The 18,424-nt window shown below is 69.4% G+C and carries 18 protein-coding genes; 10 read left to right on the plus strand and 8 right to left on the minus strand.

Going from position 1 to position 18,424, the window contains the following annotated elements:
- From V7787_RS18610 to V7787_RS18625, 4 genes are all read right to left on the minus strand, one after another.
- A partial coding sequence (locus tag V7787_RS18610; protein WP_336089003.1) for an NAD(P)/FAD-dependent oxidoreductase occupies positions 1–881 on the minus strand: 881 nt, incomplete at its 3' end.
- The gene (locus tag V7787_RS18615; protein WP_336089004.1) at positions 874–1,122 is read right to left on the minus strand and encodes a 2Fe-2S iron-sulfur cluster-binding protein; all 249 of its coding nucleotides are present in this window, start codon (positions 1,120–1,122) and stop codon (positions 874–876) included. The genes V7787_RS18610 and V7787_RS18615, both read right to left, overlap by 8 nt.
- Positions 1,119–2,219: an NAD(P)/FAD-dependent oxidoreductase gene (locus V7787_RS18620; RefSeq protein ID WP_336089005.1), complete on the minus strand. Its 1,101-nt coding sequence runs from the start codon at positions 2,217–2,219 to the stop codon at positions 1,119–1,121. Before V7787_RS18620 ends, V7787_RS18615 begins: the two co-directional genes overlap by 4 nt.
- Positions 2,220–2,234: 15 nt before the next feature.
- Positions 2,235–3,173 (minus strand): 4-hydroxyproline epimerase, encoded by a 939-nt coding sequence (locus V7787_RS18625; protein ID WP_336089006.1) that lies wholly within the window; start codon positions 3,171–3,173, stop codon positions 2,235–2,237.
- Between the two features lie 115 nt (positions 3,174–3,288).
- Here V7787_RS18625 and V7787_RS18630 point away from each other — a divergent pair, with 115 nt between their 5' ends.
- Positions 3,289–4,038 carry an AraC family transcriptional regulator gene (locus V7787_RS18630; protein WP_336089007.1) on the plus strand — a complete coding sequence of 250 codons (750 nt, stop codon included), beginning with the start codon at positions 3,289–3,291 and terminating at the stop codon, positions 4,036–4,038.
- A 105-nt stretch (positions 4,039–4,143) separates the two neighbouring features.
- On the opposite strand, the gene V7787_RS18635 is transcribed toward V7787_RS18630, so the two are convergent.
- Together V7787_RS18635 and V7787_RS18640 are read right to left on the minus strand one after the other, a co-directional pair.
- Complete coding sequence (locus V7787_RS18635; protein WP_336089008.1) at positions 4,144–4,596, minus strand: RidA family protein; 453 nt, start codon at positions 4,594–4,596, stop codon at positions 4,144–4,146.
- A 7-nt stretch (positions 4,597–4,603) separates the two neighbouring features.
- Positions 4,604–5,584 (minus strand): arginase family protein, encoded by a 981-nt coding sequence (locus V7787_RS18640; protein ID WP_336089009.1) that lies wholly within the window; start codon positions 5,582–5,584, stop codon positions 4,604–4,606.
- Positions 5,585–5,870: 286 nt separating this feature from the next.
- Between V7787_RS18640 and V7787_RS18645 the strand changes: the two genes are divergently transcribed.
- Positions 5,871–7,109: a M23 family metallopeptidase gene (locus V7787_RS18645; protein ID WP_336089010.1), complete on the plus strand. Its 1,239-nt coding sequence runs from the start codon at positions 5,871–5,873 to the stop codon at positions 7,107–7,109.
- A gap of 4 nt (positions 7,110–7,113) precedes the next feature.
- Here the strand turns inward: V7787_RS18645 and V7787_RS18650 are convergent, their stop codons facing one another.
- Together V7787_RS18650 and V7787_RS18655 are read right to left on the minus strand one after the other, a co-directional pair.
- On the minus strand, positions 7,114–8,472 hold the full coding sequence (locus V7787_RS18650; protein ID WP_336089011.1) for a Gfo/Idh/MocA family protein: 1,359 nt from the start codon (positions 8,470–8,472) through the stop codon (positions 7,114–7,116).
- Positions 8,473–8,527: 55 nt separating this feature from the next.
- The gene (locus V7787_RS18655) at positions 8,528–8,935 is read right to left on the minus strand and encodes a RidA family protein (RefSeq protein WP_336089012.1); all 408 of its coding nucleotides are present in this window, start codon (positions 8,933–8,935) and stop codon (positions 8,528–8,530) included.
- 182 nt (positions 8,936–9,117) lie between these two features.
- Here V7787_RS18655 and V7787_RS18660 point away from each other — a divergent pair, with 182 nt between their 5' ends.
- From V7787_RS18660 to V7787_RS18695, 8 genes are all read left to right on the plus strand, one after another.
- Entirely contained in the window at positions 9,118–10,311 is a 1,194-nt protein-coding gene (locus V7787_RS18660; RefSeq protein ID WP_336089013.1) for a hypothetical protein, read from the plus strand.
- A 127-nt stretch (positions 10,312–10,438) separates the two neighbouring features.
- Positions 10,439–11,218 carry an SDR family oxidoreductase gene (locus V7787_RS18665; RefSeq protein ID WP_336089014.1) on the plus strand — a complete coding sequence of 260 codons (780 nt, stop codon included), beginning with the start codon at positions 10,439–10,441 and terminating at the stop codon, positions 11,216–11,218.
- Positions 11,218–12,507, plus strand: a complete 1,290-nt coding sequence (locus V7787_RS18670; RefSeq protein WP_336089015.1) for an amino acid deaminase — start codon at positions 11,218–11,220, stop codon at positions 12,505–12,507. Before V7787_RS18665 ends, V7787_RS18670 begins: the two co-directional genes overlap by 1 nt.
- A gap of 13 nt (positions 12,508–12,520) precedes the next feature.
- The gene (locus V7787_RS18675; protein ID WP_336089016.1) at positions 12,521–13,378 is read left to right on the plus strand and encodes a MurR/RpiR family transcriptional regulator; all 858 of its coding nucleotides are present in this window, start codon (positions 12,521–12,523) and stop codon (positions 13,376–13,378) included.
- Positions 13,375–14,844, plus strand: a complete 1,470-nt coding sequence (locus V7787_RS18680; protein ID WP_336089017.1) for an N-acyl-D-amino-acid deacylase family protein — start codon at positions 13,375–13,377, stop codon at positions 14,842–14,844. The genes V7787_RS18675 and V7787_RS18680 overlap by 4 nt, the downstream gene beginning before the upstream one ends.
- Positions 14,834–15,763 (plus strand): 2-dehydro-3-deoxygalactonokinase, encoded by a 930-nt coding sequence (locus V7787_RS18685; RefSeq protein WP_336089018.1) that lies wholly within the window; start codon positions 14,834–14,836, stop codon positions 15,761–15,763. Before V7787_RS18680 ends, V7787_RS18685 begins: the two co-directional genes overlap by 11 nt.
- Positions 15,760–16,401, plus strand: a complete 642-nt coding sequence (locus tag V7787_RS18690; RefSeq protein WP_336089019.1) for a 2-dehydro-3-deoxy-6-phosphogalactonate aldolase — start codon at positions 15,760–15,762, stop codon at positions 16,399–16,401. The genes V7787_RS18685 and V7787_RS18690 overlap by 4 nt, the downstream gene beginning before the upstream one ends.
- Positions 16,398–18,287: a glycoside hydrolase family 35 protein gene (locus V7787_RS18695; RefSeq protein WP_336089020.1), complete on the plus strand. Its 1,890-nt coding sequence runs from the start codon at positions 16,398–16,400 to the stop codon at positions 18,285–18,287. The genes V7787_RS18690 and V7787_RS18695 overlap by 4 nt, the downstream gene beginning before the upstream one ends.
- The last annotated feature ends 137 nt before the right edge of the window (positions 18,288–18,424 follow it).

The raw sequence follows: 18,424 nt of genomic DNA on the forward strand, positions 1-18,424 counted from the left end.
CCGCCGATGCCGCAGGCTTCGCCGGCGGCGTAAATGCCGGCGACGTCGGTGGCCAAGTAGTCGTCGACCCGCACGCGCGGATGCGTCGCGCTCAGGTCCAGCGCGCAACCCAGTTGCGCGGCCAGTTCGGTGTTCGGCACCAGGCCGTAGCCGACCGCGAGTTGATCGACCTCGACCCGGCGGCGGCCGCGCGGGGTTTCCAGTTCGACTTCGCGCACGCGCTCATCGCCGTGCGCGGCGCGCACCCAACTGCCGCCGCGGTACGGCACCGCCGCCAGCCGCGCACGCAGACCGGCGGCTTGCGCCAGTTTCGACGGCCAGCGCCACAGCTGCGTGGCGAACCGCGCCAGTTGCGCGGTCGGGGTTTGTTCGTAGATGCCGAGCACCTTGGCGCCGTGCATCCGCGCGGTGGCCGCAGCGGCCAACAGCAATGGCCCGCTGCCGGCGATCACCACGCGCTTGCCGGCGATCGGCCAGCCTTGCTTGACCAGCGCCTGCAGGCCGCCCGCGCCGGTGACGCCGGGCAAGGTCCAGCCGGGGAACGGCAACAACAGTTCGCGCGCGCCGGTGGCCAGCACCAGCGAGCCGAAGCGCAGGCGCCGCGCCAGACCGGCCTGTTCCAACAGTATTTCGCCCGGCCAGGCGCCGATCACTTGCGCTTGTCCCAACCAGCGCAGATTCGGCAACGCGCGCAAACGAACGAACTCGTGCCGCGCCGGTGAGCGCCCGGGCGCGCGCACGTCCTCGCGCCAGACCTGCCCGCCCGCGCGCGCCTGCATCTCGACCAGCGTCACCTGCACGCCATGCGAAGCGGCCGCGCGCGCCGCGGCCAAGCCGGCCGGGCCGGCGCCGATCACCAGCACATCGCAGGATTCAATCATCGCAGCGCACCTGCATGCCTTCGCGCGCCGGCGTCAGGCACGCGCGCTGATGGGCGACGCCGTCGATGCTGACCCGGCATTCGAAGCACACGCCCATCCCGCACAACGGCGCGCGCGCTTCGCCGTCGCGCGAGCGGCGGAACCGCGACGAGGCCAGCGCCACCGCGGCGGCGACGTTGGCGCCGGCCGGAACTTCCACCGCCACGCCGTCCACGCGCAAATGCACCGACGCCGGCTTCATCGCAGCGCCCGGGTCGGCGCGAACGGCGCCGGGTCGATCGCCGGCGCGCGTTGCAGCAATTGATCGATCAGCAACTGCGCAGTGCCCAGCGCGGTGGTCACGCCCAGGCCCTCGTGGCCGGCGGCGACCCAGGTGTCCGCGCGCACGCCGGCCGCGCCGATATACGGCCGGCCGTCGGCGGTGGTCGGACGAAACCCGGTCCATACCCGCAACGCCTGCAGTTCGCGCAGCATCGGCAAGAACGCGAACGCGCGTTCTAGCATGCGTTGCAGCATCGGCATCGACACCTCGCGGCCGCTGGCGCCGAACTCGCGCGAGGAGCCGATCAGAATCTGCCCGGTCGGGCGCGGCTGCACATTGAAGGCGACGCTGCTGTCGGCGTCGCCGTGGGCGCTGTCGGCGTAGCCCAGTTCCAGCAACTGATGGCGCACCCGGCCGGGGTAACGTTCGGTAATGACCAACTGGCCCTTGCGCGCGCGCATCGGCAACTGCGGCAGCAGTTCGGGCAGCGCGCAGCCGGTCGCCAGCAACACCGGGCCGATCAGTTCGCGGCCGTCGTCCAGGCGCGCGCCGGCGGCGGTCAGCGCCACCGCGCGCCGGCCGATGAACGCGTCCGCGCCGAGGCCGCGCGCGAGCTGCAGCAAATGCAGCGCGACCCGCGGCGGATACACCACCGCCTCGTCCGGCACCAACATGCCGCCGCACAGGCCCGGCGCGAGTTCGGGTTCGAGCCGATACAGCTCATCGCCGTCGATCCGGCGCGCGCGCACGCCGGCCGCGGCCAAGCGCTCGATCTTGGCGGCGACGCCATCGAGTTCGCGCGGCTCGCGCGCCACCCACAAAGTGCCGCAGCGGCTGAATTCGGCCTGCGGCAGATCGGCGAAACGCTCCCACAGCCGCAGCGAATAGCGCGACAGCGCCAGTTCGTGCGGGTCGTCGTCCATCGCCACCAGATGCCCCATCGCCGCGGCGGTGGCGCCGCCGCCGACCGGGCCGGGATCGACCACCGCCACGCGCATGCCTTCGCGCGCCGCGCATTCGGCGCAGGCCGCGCCGACGATGCCGGCGCCGATCACGATGAGGTCGTAGCGGTTCATGCCGATGGCCGTCGCTCAACGCGCGGCGATGCCCCAGGCGAAGGGATCGTGTTCGTCGATCAGCAACAGCGAACACGCGGTGATGTGCGCGCTGCCGGTGATGGTGGGCAGAACGCCGCGCTCGCCGCGGCGGTAGGAACCTTCGAACACGCTGCCGAGCACGCTCTCCTGCCGCCACAGCGCGCCGGGCGCGAGCTTGCCGTCGGCGGCCAGACACGCCAGCTTGGCGCTGGTGCCGGTGCCGCAGGGCGAGCGGTCGTAGGCCAGCCCCGGACACAGCACGAAGTTGCGGCCGTGGTTGTCGGCGGCGCTGGCGGCGGTTTCCAACTCGATGTGATCGATCTGCGCACCGTCGGCGCCGGCGATGCCCGCCGCTTCCAACGCATGCCGGATCGCTTCGGCGTAGGCGGTCAACTCGCGCTGATGCGCCAGCGCGATCTCGCGCTCGGTCTTGGCGATGAAGAACCAGTTGCCGCCCCAGGCGACGTCGCCGACCACCTCGCCGTAACCGGGCACGTCCACCCGCACCGCGGCGGCGTGGCGCCAGCTCTCGACGTTGTCGACCGACACGCGTCCGTCTTCGTGCAAATGAGCGCCGACCGTGCCGACCGGGGTTTCGATCCGATGCGAGCCCGGTCCGATCCGCCCCAAGTGCTGCAAGGTACGCACCAGACCGATGGTGCCGTGCCCGCACATGCCCAGGTAGCCGACGTTGTTGAAGAAGATCACCCCCGCGCAGGCATCGGCCGATTGCGCCGGCAACAGCAGCGCGCCGACCACCGTGTCCGAGCCGCGCGGCTCGCAGGCGATGGCGCTGCGCCAATGGTCGAATTCGGCACGGAACCGCTCGCGCTGTTCGGCCAGGGTGCCGGCGCCGAGTTCGGGGAATCCGGAGACCACCACGCGGGTGGGTTCGCCGCCGGTGTGCGAGTCGATGATGTCGAGGCTGTGCATCCCGCCATGCTCGGCCCGGGGCCGCTGCGGGTCTAGCGGCCATTACCGGCATCGGATGCGGAATTCGGCATAATCGCGGCGACGTCACGACCCGGCCCCGGAGCTACCCGCCACGATGTCCTCGCCGCATTCCCATCCGGTCGCCCGGCCGACGCCGATCGACGCCGAACTCATGCAGACGCTGTGCGATGCGTTGCCGGACGTGGTGTTCTTCGTCAAGGACGACGCCGCGCGCTACACCCACGCCAATCTGACGCTGGTGCGGCGGCTGGGACTGAAGCGACGCGAAGACGTGATCGGCCGCAGCGTCACCGATGTATTTCCGGCGCGGCTGGGCGGGCGTTACGCGATCCAGGACCGGCGCGCGCTGGCCGGCGAAACCATCGAGAACCAACTCGAAGTGCATCTGTACCCGAACCGGCAACCGGGTTGGTGCCTGACCGGAAAACGTCCGCTGCCGCTGCCCGACGGCCGTCGCGGACTGGTCGGCCTGTCGCGCGATCTGGGCTCGCCCGACGGCCGCGATCCCACTTACGAACGTTTGCGCCAGGTCACCGAACACATGCAGCAGCACTACGCGGGGCCGCTGCGGGTGACCGAACTGGCGTTAGTGGCCAATCTGTCGGTCGCCCAGCTCGAGCGGCATTTCCAACGGGTGTTCCAACTCACCCCGCAGCAGAGCATCACCAAGATCCGGATCGAAGCGGCGATGCGCGAACTGCGCGGCGAGGCCAGCATCGCCCAGGTCGGATTGGCCTGCGGGTTTTCCGATCAGAGCGCGTTCGCGCGCCAGTTCAAGGCCACCGTCGGCATGTCGCCGCGCGAGTATCGGGTCCTGCATCGGGATTTCGGCAGCGCCGATTGACCGCTCCGCCCCTCACCCCGACTCCCCCCACCCCGTCATTCCGGCGAAAGCCGGAACCCATTTTGATCTTGCTCACCTCACCCGAGCCCGCCCCGCCAACCGCATTCAAGCCAACGCAATCGCCTCGATCTCGATCCGCCAACCCTCATCGTAAATCCCCACGATCACCACGCTGACCGAAGGCCGCGCCACCCCGAGCAACCGCTCGCGCCGCAGCTCGCGTTCGCGCCGCAGATCCTGCCGACGGGCCAGAAACACCGTCACCTTGACCAAATGCCTGAGCTGCATATCGGCGGCCGCCAACTGCGCTTCCAGATTGCGCCAGGCCAGCCGGCATTGCGCGCTGAAACGCTCGGGCGTGTCGCCATCGGCGTCGGTCGGCACCTGTCCGCTGATGAACAACAGACGCGAGCCGCGCTCGATCCGATGCGCGACCGGCGGCGCGGGCGAATCGTCCGCATCCATCGCCGTCGCGGCCGAAGCATCCGCGCCGGCCGCACGCCCCGCCACCAGCAGCACCGCCGCCGCACCGCCCGCCAGAATATCGCGCCGCTGCATGCCGGCCTCAGCGCGCCGCAGCGCCGGCCGCCGACGGCCACCGCCCGCTGTCTTCGAACGCACCGGCCACCGCGTCGGACAAGCGCTGGGCCAGGCGCCCATCGGGGTCGAGATCGGGATCGAAGATCGTCAGCTCCAGACCGACCGCATTCGGGCTCTCCAGCAGTTGCGCCAGCAGCGCGCACAGTTGTTCGAACTCCAGGCCGTCGGGATTGGGCGAATCCACCGCCGGCATCACCCGTTCGGCCAGCACGTCGGCATCCAGGTGAATCCAGAAACCGCGGGTCGGCATCGCCTCAAGCCGTTGCCGCGCCGCGCGGCCCGCCACCGCGGCGCCGTCGCGGCGGATCGCTTCGGCGTCGATGCTGTGGATGCCGGATTGCTCGAAGGCTTCGAACTCGTAGTCGCGCTTGTCTTCTTCGGCCAGCACCAGTCCCAGGTGCACTACGTCGCGCGGCTGGAAATACGGCGACTGCCCGCGCAGATCCGACAGCGCACGCGGACCGTGTCCGGTCGCCAAACCCAGATCGAGCCCGGCCGCGGTGAGGTATCCCTCATAGCGCTTGCGGTCGCGGACGAAAGAGAAATCGTCGTGCGCATCGATGAAGGCCAGGCCATAACGGCCGCGCTGCTTCAGCGCCAGACCGCTGCCGAGCAGCACGCTGCAGTCGCCGCCGATCACCAACACGAAATCGCCGCCTTCCAGCAACGGCGAGAGTCGGTCGGCAAGGGTCTGGCTGTAGTCGTGCAAGGCCGCACCGTTGCGGAAGCCGATGCGCAGATCGGGTTCGGGCGAATACGTCGGCGCTTCGACCCGGCCGGCGTCGTGCGCGCGCAGGCGTTCGACCAATCCGGTCGCGCGCAAGGCCTCGGGCATGCGGCGCACACCGGGTTCGACGCCGGGCCTGGGCGGGCGCAGACCCAGATTGCTGGGGGCGTCGATTACCGCGATCGCGGCGCGGTTTTGCGTCGAAGGGGATCGAGTCACGGCAACTCCCGGGTCCGCGGACGGCGGTTGCGCGCAGGCGCTCAGGGCCGGTAGCAACAAACCGCACAGCAACCAGCCTCTGGATCGAGCGCGCATCGGCCTTAACCATTAAAATATGATTTAAAGGTTATTAGGCTTCGTCAAAACCTGTCAATGGCGTTTTATCGGTTACCGACAAACGGCATGGCTGCCCACCGCCCCGAACTTCAGTAGCATCGCCCGATACCGCGCGCGGCCCCGCACTCACGGCGCCCGTGGCCGGCAACGCCCATCAGCGGATCCATCGATGCCCCAGGCTCAGCGTCTCCGTAAGTTGCTCCGCACCCGCGCCGTTTGCTCAGCCGCCCTGCTCGCCGGTTTGTCGCTCGCCGCGGTCGCGGCCGAACGCGCCGCACCGTCCACGCCAGCGCAGCAGCCAACGCCGGCCGCGGTGGAAGTCCGCACGCCGCAGGCGCCGAGCGCGGTCGCCGGCCGCGACGGGCTCGCGCATCTGGCTTATGAGCTGCACATCAGCAACTTCTACCGCTCCGGCGCGACGCTGCGCCTGCGGCGACTGCAGGTGTACGCCGACGACGCTTCCGCGCCGCTGGCCCGCTTCGAGGGCGAAGCGTTGCAACGCATGCTCGGCCCGGTCGAGGACGCCGATAGAGCGCTGGCGATCGCCGGCGGCCAGCGCGCCGTGGTCTTCGTCTGGCTGGACCTGCCGGCTGGGACGCCGGCGCCGCATTCGCTGCGCCATCGCATCGAATTCTCACGCGAGGGCGGCGCGGACGAATTCGTCGACGGCGCCCGTGTCGCGGTCGCCCAGAGCGCGCCACCGGTGTTGGGCGCGCCGGTGCGCGGCGGCCGCTGGCTGGTCAACGAAGGCCCGTCCAATCCGCAATCGCATCACTGGGGCAGCCTGGTCGCCAGCAACGGCCGGGTCTGCATTCCGCAACGCTATGCGCTGGACTTGGTGGGGCTGGATGCGCGCGGCCACGCGGTCCGCGCCGGCGTCGCCGATCTGCGCAAGAGCCGGCATGCCGACTGGATCGGTTACGCCGCGCCGGTGTTGGCGGTGGCCGACGGCGTGGTCCACTCCGCGCGCGACGGCGAGGGCGAACACGCGCCACTGTCGCCGCAATCCGAGCCCGCGGCGCTGACCGCCGACGGGCTGTACGGCAACTACGTCATTCTGGAAATCGCGCCGTCGGTGTTCGTGCACTACACGCACCTGCGCCGCGGCAGCGTCGCGGTAAAGGCCGGGCAACGGGTGCGGCGCGGCCAAACGCTGGGCACGCTGGGACAATCGGGCAGTTCCGGCGGCCCGCACTTGCATCTGCACCTGTCCGACTCGGCGGCCTTCGAAGGCTCCGAGGGCCTGCCGTTCGTGTTCGAACGCTTCGATTACGCCGGCGCCTGGTCGGTGCAGCAGGCCTTGGCGGCGGACTCGGCGCTGCCCGCCGCCGGCCAGGCGCATCGACTGCAAATGCCGCTGGACAACGACGTGGTGGGGTTCGATGCCGAACCGCCACCGTCGCGCTGAGGCCTCAGTAGCGATCGTTCAAGGCGAAGATCGGCTTGCGGTCCTGCCACTTGCCGCCGGTGAAGTCCGGGAACTCCAGGGTCTTGTGCTCGGCGATGGACTGCTCGGACAAGGGCGTGATCGCGCTCCAGGCGATGGCGTCATAGATATCGATCGGCATCGGCGCGTCGGCCTTGAGCGCCTCGACGAAGGCATGGATGACGAAGAAGTCCATGCCGCCGTGGCCGGCGTCGGCCGCGGCTTTACCGAAGCGCTGCCACAGCGGGTGGTCGTACTTGGCGAACCAGTCGTCGGCCTTGTCCCACTGGTGCGGCTTGCTCTTGCCTTCGATGTGGATCGCATCGTTGAGGTCCATCCACAGGCCGTCGGTGCCCTGGATGCGGAAGCCCAGCGAGTACGGACGCGGCAGCGAGGTGTCGTGCTGGAGCACGATGGTCTCGCCGTTGTGGCAGAGAATCTGGGTGGTGACCAGATCGCCGAGCTTGAACTTGACCTTGGCGTTGGGATGCTCGGGCCCGGCCTGCTTGACGATGTAGTCGTGCAGGCCGCGCGGCTTGCTGGAGAACGCGCTCAGGTGGGTGAAGCGGTTGCCGCGGTGGATGTCGATGGCCATCGCGCACGGGCCGATGCCGTGGCTGGGGTACAGATCGCCGTCGCGCTTGACCGAATGCTCGGTGCGCCAGCGCGCTTCCGACCACGCCTTCGGGCCGAATTCCACGCCGCCGCCGTAAGGGTGTTCGGGGTTGCCGCTGTTGAATTTGACCGCGCGCAGGTCGTGCTGATAACCGCCCTGCAGGTGCACGATCTCGCCGAACAGGCCCTGTCGGACCATGTTGAGCGCCGCCAGCACGTCGCGGCGGTAGCAGACGTTTTCCAGCAGCATGTACGGCGTGCCGGTGCTTTGCTGGACGCGCAGGACTTCCCAATGGTCGTCCAGGGTGATGCCGGCGACCACTTCGCAACCCACCGCGATCCGCGCCTGCATCGCCGCGATCGCCTGGGCGGCGTGGAATTCCCACGGCGTGGCGATGATCACCCCGTCCAGGCCGCCCTTGGCCAGCATCTTGCGATACGCCTCGTTGTCGCCGTCGCGGCCGTACACCGCCGGCTTGGCCTTGCCGGCCTTGGCGATCATCGCCAGCGAGCGGTCGAGCATGATCGGCTCGACATCGCACAACGCGGTCACTTCCACATCCTCGCGGCGCAGCAGTTCGGTCAGATGCACCTGCCCGCGCATGCCCACGCCGATCAGGCCGATGCGCAGCTTGGCGCCGCGCTTGCGCGCGAACGCCGGGGTGAACGCGCTGCTGGCCAGCAGCGTGCCGGCGGTGGCGGAAGTGGCGAGAAAATCGCGTCGGTTCATGCAGGCGCCTCGGTGGAATGCGTCGGTGGAATACGCTGGATGGGAACGACCGCGCTCAGCGCGGCAACGGTTTATAGGCGATGGCTTCGATCTCGATCTTGCAATCGACCATCATCTGCGAACGCACGCACGAGCGCGCCGGCGGTTGTTCGCCGAAGTATTCGCGGTAGACGCGGTTGAAGCTCCAGAAGTCGCGGGTGTCGTCGAGCCAGACGGTGACCTTGACCACGTCGCTCAGGCCGCAGCCGGCCAGGGCCAGCACCTTCTGCACGTTCGCCATGGTCCGCCGGGTCTGCGCCTCGATCCCGCCCGGCTCGATTTCGCCGCGCTCGTTCATCGCCACTTGTCCGGAGATGTAGACGAAGTCGCCGGCGCGCACCGCCGGCGAGAACGGCAGCGATTGGCCGCCGGCGCCGCTGGGTTCCAGGCCGTAACGGACGATGCCGTTGTCGTGTTCGCTCATGCGGGTCTCTCGCCGATCGTCGTGGGGGGCGCCCGCACAGGTGACAGCCCGGCCGCTCCATGAAATTATCTTACAAGCCTTAACGATGCATTTTGCACTGCACAATGCCTAAATATCAGGACGCCTGATAATTTAGCCAGCAAAGGCAAAGGCTTCGTGTTTTAAAATTACAAGGACCCGTCATGGCCGTCGGCCGCTCCGCCCCAGTCCGCTCGCTGTATGCCTACCCCTGGGACGTGGCCTCGCGCGGTGCGCGCGAATTCTCCGCGCAGGCCGTCGAGCTGGGCTTGAACTCGGTCACCCTGGCGCTGGTCTACCACGCCGGAAAATTCCTCAGCCCGCACCACCGCGGCCAACGCGTGGCCTTCCCCGAAGACGGCGCGGCCTACTTCGAACCCGATCGCCATCGCTACGGCGAGATCGCGCCGAGCGCGCACTCCGACCCGGCGCTGCGCCATGTCGCCGCCGATCTGGCCGACGACGGCCGCCTGCAGGTGCGCGCATGGACCGTGCTGCTGCACAACAGCCGCCTGGGCGAACGCCATCCGCTGCACGTCGCCCGCAACGCCTGGGGCGATGCCTACGTCTACAACCTGTGCCCGTCCTCGCCGGCGGTGTTCGACTACGCGCTGGCGCTGTGCGCCGACATCGCCCGGCAACCGGTGCGCGGCCTGGTGCTGGAAACCCCGAACTGGCTGCCGTATGCGCACGGCTATCACCACGAGTTCGCCCAGGTGCGCGGCAACCTGTGGCTGGAAACGTTGCTCGGCCTGTGTTTTTGCGCGCATTGCCGACAGTTGGCCGGCCAGGCCGATCTGGACGCCGACGCCTTGGCCGCGTGGTTGCGCGCGCGGGTCGACGCGTATCTGGTCGCGCCGGTGGACGCCGCGCCGGATCAAGCCGCGGCCTGGTTGATGGCGGATTTGCTGGAAACCCCGCAATTGGCGGCTTATGTGAAGTTGCGGCAGAAGCGCGTGACTGAGTTGGTCGCCGCGATCCGCGCCGCGGTGCCGCGCGAGCGCGAAGTGTGGGTGATCCCGACCGTGCAGCGGCCGACCGCCAACACCTGGCTGGAAGGCAGCCAGCTGGCCGCGCTGGCGCGCGCCTGCGACGGTATCGAGGTGCCGTTCTACGAGGCCAGCGCCGCGCGCGTGGCCGCCGACGCGTTCGATACCGTGCAGCGGGTCGGCGATCCGGCGCGGGTGCGCGCGATCCTGCGCCCCGGCCCGCCGGACCTGGGCGACGGCGCCGAGTCGGCTGCGGCGATAGCGGCTGTCAAAGCCGCCGGCATCGGCGATATTTCGTTCTACAACTACGGACTGCTGCGCCCCGACCGCCTGCGCGCGCTCGGCCAAGCGCTGCGGCCGCAACCATGACAGAACGAGCGCCGCCATGAATCGCATCCGGGGATCGGGCCGGCAGGGAACGACCTATGAGCAGCAATAGCCGATTGATCTTGATTACCGGAGCCGCCGGCGGCATCGGGCTGGGAGGGGATGTCCCATGACCAGCAATAGCCGATTGACGCTGATTACCGGGGCTGCGGGTGGAATCGGGCGAGGATTGGTGGAGCGCTTTGTCGCCGGCGGCGACCGCGTGCTCGCCCACGATCGCGACGCCGAGGGACTGCGCGCGCTGAGCGCCGGCTACGGCGACGGCCAGGTGCTGACCGTGGCGAGCGAGTTGTCGGATCTGGACGCGTTGCGCGCGGCATTGGCGCCGCTGACCGCCGCGCACGGCCCGATCGGCGCGGTGATCGCCAACGCCGGCAGCGCCGAAGGCCTGAGCCTGGCCGCCACCCGCGCCGAGGTCTGGCGGCGCGACATCGAGCTCAACCTGCACGCCAGCTACTGCACCTTCGAAGCCGCGCTCGACGGGCTCAAGGCCACCGCCGGCAACATCGTGTTCATCGGTTCGGTCAACGGCCTGGTCGCGCTCGGCCATCCGGCTTACAGCGCGGCCAAGGCCGGACTGATCAGCTACGCCAAATCCATCGCGATCGAATACGGCCGCCTGGGCCTGCGCGCCAACGTGGTCTGCCCCGGCACGGTCAAGACCCCGGCCTGGCAAGCGCGCGCGGACAAGAATCCGCAAGTGTTCGAAGAATTGAAGAAGTGGTATCCGCTCGGCGATTTCGCCGCGCCCGAGGACGTCGCCGAAGCGGCGTGGTTCCTGGCCTCGCCGCTGGCGCGGATGATCAGCGGCGCGGTGCTGCCGGTGGACGGCGGGCTGATGGCCGGCAATCGGGCGATGGCCTCGGAGCTGACCCTGGAGTTGTTCTGATGAACGATGCGCTGCAAGCCTTGCAACAACAGTTGCTGCATCCCGGCGTCAAAGGCCTGCCGCTGCAGCGGCCGCTGCGCCAGGACGCCATCGCCGGGCTCGATCTCAACGTGCTCGACGGCGCGCTGTCGTATCCGGTCGCGGTGCTGCGCCAGTCCACCCTGGATCACAACATCGCCTGGATGCGCGAGTTCGTCGAACGCGCCGACGCGCTGCTGGCGCCGCACGGCAAGACCACGATGAGCCCGCAGTTGTTTCAAGCGCAAATCGATGCCGGCGCCTGGGCGATCACCCTGGCGACGATTCCGCAATTGCGCGTGGCCCATCGTTTCGGGGTCAAACGGGTGCTGCTGGCCAATCAGCCGGTGGCGCCGGCGGATATCGAAAGCCTGGCCGCGTTGCTGCGCGATGAGCCGGATTTCCAGGCCTGGGTGCTGGTCGATTCCAGCGCCGGCGTGCAGCGCTTGAACCGGGTCATGCAGGCGATCGCGCCGCAGCGGCGCCTGCCGGTGTTGATCGAGCTGGGCGCCGAAGGCGGCCGCAGCGGCGTGCGCGATGCGCAGCAGGCGCTGGAACTGGCGCGCCAGGTCAACGCCGCCGCGCAGCTGAGCCTGGCCGGCATCGAAGGTTACGAAGGTTTGTGGGTCGGCGCCGACCGCGCCGACGATCTGCAACGGGTTCAATCGCTGCTGAGCCGGATGGTCGCGCTGACCCGCGACTGCGATGCGCAGGGCTTGTTCGACGGCGAGGAAATCCTGATCAGCGCCGGCGGATCGGCCTATTTCGATTTCGTCGCCCGTGCCTTCGCCGAACTGAGCGGATTGTCGCGGCCGCTGCGGCGGGTGCTGCGTTCGGGCTGCTATCTGACCTCCGACCACGGCTTCTACCGCGGCCTGCAACAAGAGATGCGCGGCCGCCACGACGCCGATTTCCGCCATGGCCTGCAACCGGCGCTGGAAGTCTGGGCGATGGTGCAGTCGCGGCCGGAACCGGGCCTGGCCTTGTTGACCTTGGGCAAACGCGACGCCTCCTACGACATCGAGCTGCCGCGCCCGCTGTGCTGGCATCGCCCCGGCGAGCCCGCGCCGCGGCCGATGCGCGACGCGCGCATCGTCAAGATGAACGACCAACACGCTTACCTGGAACTGCCGCACGAGCATCCGCTGCGGGTCGGCGATCTGGTCGCCACCGGCATCTCGCATCCGTGCACCACCTTCGACAAATGGCCGTTGATGCTGCTCAGCGACGACCACTACCGCGTCACCGGCGCGATCAACACTTTCTTCTGAGGAATCGTCCGACGTGTCCGACAACCTCATTCCGGCGATCCGCGCCGCGCTCGACACCCTCCGCCCGGCCGAACGCAAGGTCGGCGACGTGGTCCTGGCCGATCTGGACTTCGCCATCCACGCCAGCATCAGCGAACTGGCCCAGCGCGCGGGCGTGTCCGAGCCCAGCGTCACCCGTTTCTGCCGCGCGGTCGGTTGCGAAAGCCTGCGCCAGTTCAAGGTGCAGCTGGCCCACGGCCTGGCCGCGGGCGTGCCGTATCAGGCGGTCACCATCGACAAGGACGACGATGCGGCGACCTTGGTCCACAAGGTCTGCGACAGCATCTCGGTGGCCTTGCAGGACGTGCGCGAACGCACCGACCCGGCCGCACTCGATGCCGCCGCGGGTCTGATCGCCGGCGCGCGCCGGGTTTGCTGCATCGGCGTGGGCTCCGGTTCCGGCGTGGTCGCGCAGGACGCGTTCCTGCGTTTCCTGCGCCTGGACATCGCCGCCAGCGCGCACAGCGACGGCCACCTGCAACGCCTGGCCGCGGGCATGCTCGACGCCGACGACGTGCTGCTGGCGATCTCGCTGTCGGGCCGCAGCCCGGAGGTCAACGACAGCGTGCGCATCGCCAAGCAACACGGCGCGCGGGTGATCGCGCTGACCCAGGTCGGCACGCCGCTGGGTTGGGACGCGCACGTGCCGCTGCTGCTGCCGCCGTCGAGCGCGGCCACGCCGTACTCGCCGGGCGTGTCGCGGCTGATGCAACTGGCGGTGATCGACATGCTGGCGATCGCGGTGGCCCTGCGCCAACAGCCGCAGGTATTGGAAAAAGCGCGGCGGGCCAAGGCCGAGCTGGAACGCACGCAGTCGCCGAGGCGCGCATGAGCGCGAACGATGCGGCTCTGTACGATCTGGTGATCGCCAACGCGCGGGTGTTCGACGGCGGCGGCGGGCCGGAGTATCGCGCCGACATCGCGATCCACGGCGGACGCATCGCCGCGATCGGCGCGCCGGGCGGCTTGCGCGGGCGCAGCCGCGAAGACGCGCGCGGCCTGGCCCTGGCGCCGGGCTTCATCGACGTGCACACCCACGACGACCGCGCCGTGCTCGACGATCCGGGCGTGTTCAACAAACTCAGCCAGGGCGTGACCACGGTGATCGCCGGCAACTGCGGCATCAGTCTGGCGCCGTGGCGGGCCGGGCGCGAACCGCCGGCGCCGCTGTCGCTGATCGGCGCGCAAGCCGATTTCCGTTTCCAGGATTTCGCCGAGTATCTCGACGCGGTCGACGCCGCCAAGCCGGCGGTGAACGTCGCTGCGCTGGTCGGGCATTCCACTTTGCGCATCGCCGAAGTCGCCGACCTGGACCGGCCCGCCGATTCGGCCGAGATCGAACGCATGCGTGAGCGCCTGCGCTCGGCGATGCAGGCCGGCGCGTTCGGTTTTTCCAGCGGCCTGTTCTACCGGCCCAGCCGCGCCGCGCCCAACAGCGAAGTGATCGCCTTGGCCAGCGAAAGCGGCGCGCACGGCGGGGTGTACGCCTCGCACATCCGCGACGAATACGACGGCGTGCTCGACGCGCTGGACGAAGCCATCGACGCCGGCGAGGCCGCGGGCACGCCGGTGATCCTGTCGCACCACAAATGCGCCGGACCGGCCAATTGGGGGCGCAGCGTGGAGACCCTGGCGCGGATCGACCAGCGCCGGCGCAGGCATTGGGTCGGGCTCGACGCGTATCCCTACACCGCCGGCTCGACCGTGCTGGATCCGGATTACGTCGATGAGGCGATCCGGATCCTGGTGAGCTGGTCGACGTCGCATCCCGAGCAGGCCGGACGCGATCTGGCGCAGATCGCCGCCGATTGGAACCTCGACCAGAAATCCGCCGCGCGCCGCCTGCATCCGGCCGGCGCGGTGTACTTCCAGATGCGCGAGGACGACGTGCGCCGGGTGCTCGCCCATGACCGCACCATGATCGGCTCCGATGGCCTGCCGCACGACGCGCATCCGCATCCGCGCCTGTGGGGCGCGTTCCCGCGCGTGCTCGGCCATTACTGCCGCGACGAAGGCTTGTTCCATCTGGCCGAAGCGATCCGGCGCATGACCTCGCTGTCGGCCGACAGCTTCGGTTTGAAACGACGCGGGCGCATCGCGGTCGGGCTGGCCGCGGATCTGGTCTTGTTCGACCCGGCCACCGTCGCCGACCGCGCCAGTTTCGCCGAACCCAAACAAGCCGCCGCCGGCATCCACGCGGTGTGGGTGGCCGGCGTCTGCGCATTGCGCGACGGCCGGGCCACCGGCGAACGCCGCGGCCGCGCGCTGCGCCGCGAGGAGGAACGTCATGGCGGTTGAAACCGGCGCGCGCCGCGGCGACGGCGGCACCGTGCTGATCGGCGTGGACTGGGGCTCGACCCATCTGCGCGTGCACGCCTTCGACGCCCGCGGCGGCGTCATCGCCACCCGTCAGAGCGACCGCGGCATGGCCGTGTTGGCCGGCGCGGAGGAATTCGCCGCAGCCTTGGACGAATTGCTCAGCGTGGACCTCGACGACGGCACCGCGCCGATCCTGCTGGCCGGCATGGTCGGCGCGCGCAGCGGCTGGCAGGAAGCGCCGTATGCGCCGTTGCCGGCCGACGCGGCGACCCTGGCGGCGGGCTTGCAGCCGCTGCGGTTCAAGCAGCGGCGCGCGGCGATCGTGCCCGGCGTCAGCGGCCCCAGCGACGGTTTCGACGACGTGATGCGCGGCGAGGAAACCCAGGCGCTCGGCGTTCCGCCGGGCACCACCCGGGTGGTCGCGCCGGGCACCCACAGCAAGTGGTTGCAGGTGCAGGCCGGCGCGGTGGTCGGGTTTTCCACTTATCCGACCGGCGAGATTTACGCGTTGCTGCTGGAACGCAGTCTGCTCGGACGCGGTCTGCCGGCGAACGTTTGGTCCGAACGCGGTTTCCTGCACGGCCTGGACACCGCACGCGAACATCCCGATTGGTTGCACCAGTTGTTCGGCGTGCGCGCGCGCAACGTGCGCGACGCGGCGCCGGCGGAAGAATTGCCGTCGTTCCTGTCGGGCCTGCTGATCGGCTACGAATGCATCGGCGCCAAGGCCGCCGCCGGCGCGGCGGACGGCGAGGTGGCGATCATCGGCGGCGCCCAGCTGGCCGCGACTTACGCGCTGGCGCTGCGCCGTTTCGGCATCGCCCACTACATCATCGAAGGCGACACCGCGTTCTGCCGCGGGTTGTGGCGCGTCGCCCAGGCCGCCGGATACGTATGACGATTCCTTTGACTGCCGCGGTTCTGCACAGTTGGCTGGCGCAATCTCCGTTCGTGGCGATCTTGCGCGGGATCACCCCCGCCGAGGCGTTGCCGGTCGGCGAAGCGCTGTGGAGCGCGGGCTGGCGCATCATCGAGGTGCCGCTGAATTCGCCCGATGCCTTCGAGAGCATCGCCCGGCTGCAACGGCGGTTCGGCGACGCGATCCTGCTCGGCGCCGGCACCGTGCGCCGGATCGATGAGGTGCGCACGCTCAGCGGCCTCGGCGCGCGGCTGATGGTGTGCCCGCACACCGATCCGGCGCTGATCGCGCAGGCCAAAAGCGCCGGGCTGTTGACCCTGCCCGGCGCGGCCACGCCCAGCGAATGCCTGGCCGCGCTGGACGCCGGCGCCGATGCGCTCAAGCTGTTTCCGGCCGACGCGATCAACCCGGCGATGCTCGGCGGCCTGCGTTCGGTGCTGCCCGCCGACACCGCGGTGCTGCCGGTCGGCGGCATCGTCGCCGACAAACTCGAAGCCTGGCGCGCCGCCGGCGCCAGCGGGTTCGGGATCGGCAGCACCTTGTACAAACCCGGCTGCACGCCGGAGCACGTCGCGCGGACCGCGCGCGCCCTCAATACCGCCTGGAACCGAACATGAGTGGATTTCGCCGCGGCCTCGCCGCCTGCACCCTGGCCGTCGCGCTGTCGCTGACGGTATTCAATGCGGCCGCGGCGACGCCGCGCTTCGCCATCGAAGGCGACCGCTTCGTGCTCGACGGCAAACCGCATGTGATCCGCTCCGGCGAAATGCACTACCCGCGCATCCCGCGCGAGTTCTGGCGCGAGCGGCTGCGGCAAGCACGGGCGATGGGACTGAACACCGTCACCACCTACGTGTTCTGGAACCTGCACGAACCCGAACCCGGCCGGTTCGATTTCAGCGGCAACCTCGACATCGCCGCCTTCATCCGCATCGCCAAGGAAGAAGGCCTCGACACCATCGTGCGCCCGGGCCCGTACATCTGCACCGAACTGGACTTCGGCGGCTTCCCGGCCTGGCTGCTGCGCACGCCGGGCCTGCGCGTGCGCAGCATGGACCCGCGTTTCCTGGCCGCGGGCGAGCGCTACCTGCGCCGCGTCCATCAGGAACTGGCGCCGCTGCTGAGCAGTCGCGGCGGGCCGATCCTGATGATGCAGATCGAGAACGAATACGGCTCTTACGGCCGCGACCGCGATTACATGCGCACCGCCCAGCGGCAAATGATCGAGGCCGGCTTCGACCTGCCGCTGTTCACCTCCGACGGCGCCGGCCCGCATTACTTCGAAGGCGGCCCGCTGCCCGACGTGACCGCGGTGATCAATTTCGACGGCGATGTCGCCGACGCCGAAGCCGCGTTCGATGCCTTGCGCGAATTCCGCCCGCGCGGCCCGCGCATGGTCGGCGAATACTGGGCCGGCTGGTTCGACCATTGGGGCGAGACCCACCACACCACCCCGCCGGAGCGCGCGGCCTCGACCGTGGAATGGTTCCTGCAACGCGGCATCTCGTTCAATCTGTACATGTTCCACGGCGGCACCAGCTTCGGCTGGCTGGCCGGCGCCAACTACAGCCGCGAGATGCCGTACCAGCCCGACACCACCAGTTACGACTACGACGCGCCGGTCGATGAAGCCGGCCGCATCACCGCCAAATACCGCGCATTGCGCGAAACCATCGGCCGCCATCTGCAAGCCGGCGAAACCCTGCCGCCGCTGCCCGAAGCCGGCGCGCCGACCATCGCGGTGCCGCGTTTCGCGTTGCGCGAATCGGTGGCGCTGCTGGACGCGTTGCCGATGCTGAGCAAACCGGTGTCGGCCAAGTTGCCGCGCAACATGGAAGCGCTGGATCAGAACTACGGCTTCGTGTTGTACCGCGCCAGCGTGCCGGCCAAGGCCCGCGGCAAACTCACCGTCGATGAAGTGCGCGACTACGCCACCGTTCTGGCCGACGGCAAGCCGGTGGGCACGCTGGACCGGCGTTTCGGCGAGCGCGAGCTGGATGCGGATCTGAAACCCGGTACGCGGCTGGATCTGTTGGTCGAGAACATGGGCCGGATCAACTTCGGCGCGCGCCTGGACGAAGAACGCAAGGGCATCACCCGCTCGGTGCGGGTGGGCGCGGAGGAAGTGTTCGACTGGACCCACTATTCGCTGCCGTTATCGGACCTCAGCGGCCTGCGTTATTCGCAACGCGCGCAGACCGGCCCGGCGTTCTGGCGCGGCGAGTTCCGGCTCGATCGCGCCGGCAGCACCTTCCTCGACACTCGCGGCTGGGGCAAGGGCCACGTCTGGGTCAACGGCCACCATCTGGGCCGGCATTGGAAGATCGGCCCGCAGCAGACTTTGTTCGTACCGGCGCCGTGGCTGCGCCAGGGACGCAACGAAGTGGTGGTGCTGGACGTGGAAGGCGGCGCGGCCGAACGCAGCCTGCAAGGACTCACCGACCCGGTCTACGACACCGCACCCGATGCGTTGAAGCCGGCGCGGCCCGCCAAGCCCCGCTGACAACATCGCCCGCAACACCGCCGACAACACAGTCGGCAGAACCGCGTCACACACCCCACCGTCATTCCGGCGAAAGCCGGAACCCATTTTGACTTTGCTCTCAGACGATATCGCACGCAACACCGCCGACAACGCAA

It is taken from the genome of Pseudomonas sp. CGJS7 (assembly GCF_036961695.1).